This is a genomic window from Methylobacterium gregans, from assembly GCF_022179245.1.
GTDB classification, from domain to species: Bacteria; Pseudomonadota; Alphaproteobacteria; order Rhizobiales; family Beijerinckiaceae; genus Methylobacterium; species Methylobacterium gregans.
Map to the genome: position 1 here is coordinate 1 of NZ_BPQM01000196.1, position 3636 is coordinate 3636.

General features: G+C 71.0%; 3 protein-coding genes. All 3 read left to right on the top strand.

From position 1 onward, the window contains the following. Positions 1-540: NAD(P)-dependent oxidoreductase (locus tag MFF54_RS27290; protein ID WP_283206327.1), on the top strand; the 540-nt coding region annotated here is incomplete at its 5' end. 111 nt (positions 541-651) lie between these two features. Further along, positions 652-2283 (top strand): ABC1 kinase family protein, encoded by a 1632-nt coding sequence (locus MFF54_RS27295; RefSeq protein ID WP_238307325.1) that lies wholly within the window; start codon positions 652-654, stop codon positions 2281-2283. A 358-nt stretch (positions 2284-2641) separates the two neighbouring features. Continuing rightward, positions 2642-3508 (top strand): sensor histidine kinase, encoded by an 867-nt coding sequence (locus MFF54_RS27300; protein WP_238307326.1) that lies wholly within the window; start codon positions 2642-2644, stop codon positions 3506-3508. Positions 3509-3636: the final 128 nt, after the last annotated feature.

The following is a 3636-nucleotide window of genomic DNA, read 5'->3' on the forward strand; positions in this document are numbered from 1 at the left end:
ATCAACAACGCGCGCGGCACGGTGGTGGATCTGGACGCGCTGGCGGCGGCGCTGGCGTCCGGGCATCTGGCGGGGGCGGCGGTGGACGTGTTCCCGAAGGAGCCGGGCTCGAACGCCGAGCGCTTCGTCTCCCCGCTGCAGGGGCTGCCAAACGTGATCCTGACCCCGCATATCGGCGGCTCGACGGTCGAGGCGCAGGAGCGCATCGGCTCCGAGGTCGCCCGTAAGCTCGTGGACTACTCCGACATCGGCTCGACCGTCGGGGCGGTGAACTTCCCGCAGGTGCAGCTGCCGGCCCGGCCCACGGGCACGCGCTTCATCCACGTCCAGAGGAACCTGCCGGGCATGCTCGGCCGCCTCAACGACGTCTTCGCGCGCTCGGGGATCAACATCGCCGCGCAGTTCTACCAGACCGACGGCGAGGTCGGTTACGTCGTGCTGGAGACGGATGCCGGCACGGCCGACGCGGAGGCGCTTCTGGAGCAGATCCGCGCCGTCGAGGGCACGATCCGGGCGCGCCTCCTCTACGAGCGCCGCTGAGAGGGGGGCGCGAGGCCGCACCCCCGAAAGGGTGCGGTCGCCACCTCAAAAAAGACCCGAAGCTCGTGCTGTCCGGCATCACCCCTCGTCCGGACGGAAACGACCCGTTTCATGCTGAAGACCGCCTTCGTTGCCGCCCGCGACCGTCAGCGCCTGTCGGAGATCGCCACGATCCTGATCGGCTTCGGCGTCAACCGGGTCGTGGATCGGCTCGGACTGCGCTACCTGCCGCTGCTGCCGCGGCGCAAACCGCGGGTCGACGTCACCCGCCTCTCCGAGCCCGAGCGGATGCGCCGCGCCATCGAGGCGCTGGGGCCGACCTTCATCAAGTTCGGGCAGGTGCTGGCGAGCCGACCGGACCTGCTCTCCCCGGCCTGGACCGAGGAGCTGGAGAAGCTCCACAGCCAGGTCTCGCCCGTGCCCTGGGAGACGATCCGGCCGCAGCTGGAGGAGGATCTGGGCGCGAGCCCCCTGGAGATCTTCGCGGAGTTCGACACCGACCCGATCGCCTCGGCCTCCATCGCCCAGGTCTACCGGGCGCGCCTGCACACCGGCGAGGCGGTGATCGTCAAGGTGCTGCGCCCGAACCTGCGCAAGATCATCGAGGCGGATCTGCGCCTGATGGCGCACGGGGCCCGCATCGTCGAGACCGAGTGGCCGGACATGGCCCGCTACCAGCCCCGCGAGCAGATGCGCCACCTCGCGGAAGGGCTGAACGGCGAGCTCGACCTCCTGAACGAGGCCCGCAACTGCGAGCTGCTGGCCCAGATCTTCGAGGGCCGCGACGACATCGTCTTCCCGAAGATCTACTGGGAATGGTGCTCCGAGCGGGTGCTGGTGCAGGAGTTCATCGAAGGGATTCCGCCCAACGACGAGGCGCGCCTGCGCGCGGCCGGCATCGACAAGAAGCTGCTCGCCCAGAAGGGGACCGACGCCTTCCTGCAGATGGCGCTGATCGAGGGCGTGTTCCATGCCGATCCCCATCCCGGCAACATGCTGGCGCTGCCCGGCAACCGCATCGGCTTCATCGATTTCGGCATCATCGGGCGGCTGTCGCGGCGGCGGCGCAACCAGCTCCTCGTGCTGATCGGCGCCATGCTGAAGCAGGACGCGGACGGGCTGATGGCGGTGCTCCTCGACTGGACCGGCGCCAGCAACCCCGACATGACGAAGCTCCAGCTCTCGGCCCAGTCCTTCGTCGAGAGTCATTCCTCGATCCCGCTCAATCTCGGGCTCGTGCTCACCGACTTCATGACGATGGCCCGCGAGAACGACCTCGCGATGCCGACCGACCTCGCGATCCTGTTCAAGGGCCTCGTCACGGCGGACGGCGTGATGCGCCATCTCGATCCGAACTTCGACCTCTTCGCCGCCGCCGGCCCCACCGTGCGGGCCAGCATGCAGACGCAGTTCTCGCTCTCGGGGCTGAAGGCCAAGGCCGAGGCGCTCGGCGTCGGCCTCTACGGCGCGGCCTCCGAGCTGCCGACGCTGATCCACCTGATGCTGGTGCGCCTCAAGCAGGGCAAGGTCACGGTCGAGATCGAGGTGAAGGGCCTCGACAAGGTCACCCGCGGCATCGAGCGCGCGGCCGCCCGCGTCGCGGTGGCGCTCGTGGTGGCGGCCTTCGCCACCCAGCTCGCCCCGCGCCTGATCGATCTCGGCACACCGGCCTTCGTGACGATCGGCTTGATGGTCTTCATCCTCGGCGTCGGCTGGCTGGTGCTGCTGGGAAGAAACAAGTGAGCCGCGCTCAGGCCTAACTCAGATCAAGAAAAGAGGTCGCGTAAGTCAGTCGAAGGCCGGATCTATGCTTGTGCGGGCCGCGGCCCGTGCTAGGCTGGCTTTGCCCCTCGAATCGCGGGAATGCGGGCGGGGCGGCGGAACAGAAGCGGCATAAGAGCCTCTCGCGGCGTGCGCGCCCGTCGGCACCGTCGTGCCACGGAGGATCCCGTGTACCGGGAGCCCGACGAGGAGCTTCAAGCTGCCGGTCGCTGCTCGGACCGGACCATCCCGATGCCTCGTCTCCCGCTCGGCGGGGCGGCGCCGACCCGCGTCATCGATCGCGGTGCGGGGCGGGGCATGCGGTGGGGCGGCGGCGGCGATGATCATCCTGTCCGAGGAGCACGGTGAGGCGCGTCGCCTGGCGTCGCTGGAGGCCGAGAACCGGCACCTGCGCGCCCTGCTGCTGGCGGGCCGGGAGGCCGAGGCCCAGCGGCGGCGCAGCGCACGGCTCGGCCGCGCGGAGGCCGCGCGGATCCGGGCCGAGACCGAGGCGCGCGAGAGCCGCTACCGCCACGCCATCGCCGAGCTGCGGCAGAGTGCGGACCGTCAGTCCCTGCTGATGCAGGAGATGGCCCATCGGGTGAAGAACACCCTGGCGATGGTCCAGGCGATCGGCACCCAGACCCTGCGCACGGCCGCCTCGCTCGACGCGGCGCGCGGGGCGCTCGACGCGCGTCTCCACGCCCTGGCCAAGGCCCACGACGTCCTGCTGCAGGACGCCTGGACCACCGCCCCGCTCGGACGGATCGTCGCGTCCGCGGTGGCCTTGCACGGCGGCGAGGCCGACCGCTTCGCGGTCTCGGGTCCCGAGATCGCCCTCGCCGCCCGGGCCGGCCTGACGGTCGCCCTGCTGCTGCACGAGCTCGGCACCAATGCCGCCAAGTACGGTGCCCTCTCGGCGCCCGCCGGCCGCGTGGCGATCACGTGGACGATCGATGGGGCGGCGGTCGAGAAGGGCCCGGTCGAGGCAGGCGCGTTCGAGGACGCCGCGGTGGGCGCCCGCTTCCGTTTCCGCTGGGCGGAATCCGGCGGGCCGTCCGTGAGTCCGCCGCATCGTACCGGCTTCGGCTCGCGCCTGATCGAGCGCAGCCTCGTCCAGGGGTTTGGCGGCCGCGTCGATCTGGCCTACCCAGTCACCGGTCTCGTCCTCGCCTTCGAGGCGCCCCTCGCGCGGCTGGCGGCCTGAGGCGTCGTCGGACTGTCCCGCGGACTGTACCTCGGGCCGCGCGGCGGGCGTACGCAGGCGTCGCGCCTTGACGGGGGCGGGTGCGGGGAATAGGACCCGAAGCCCGGGCCCTATTCCCCGCACCCGCC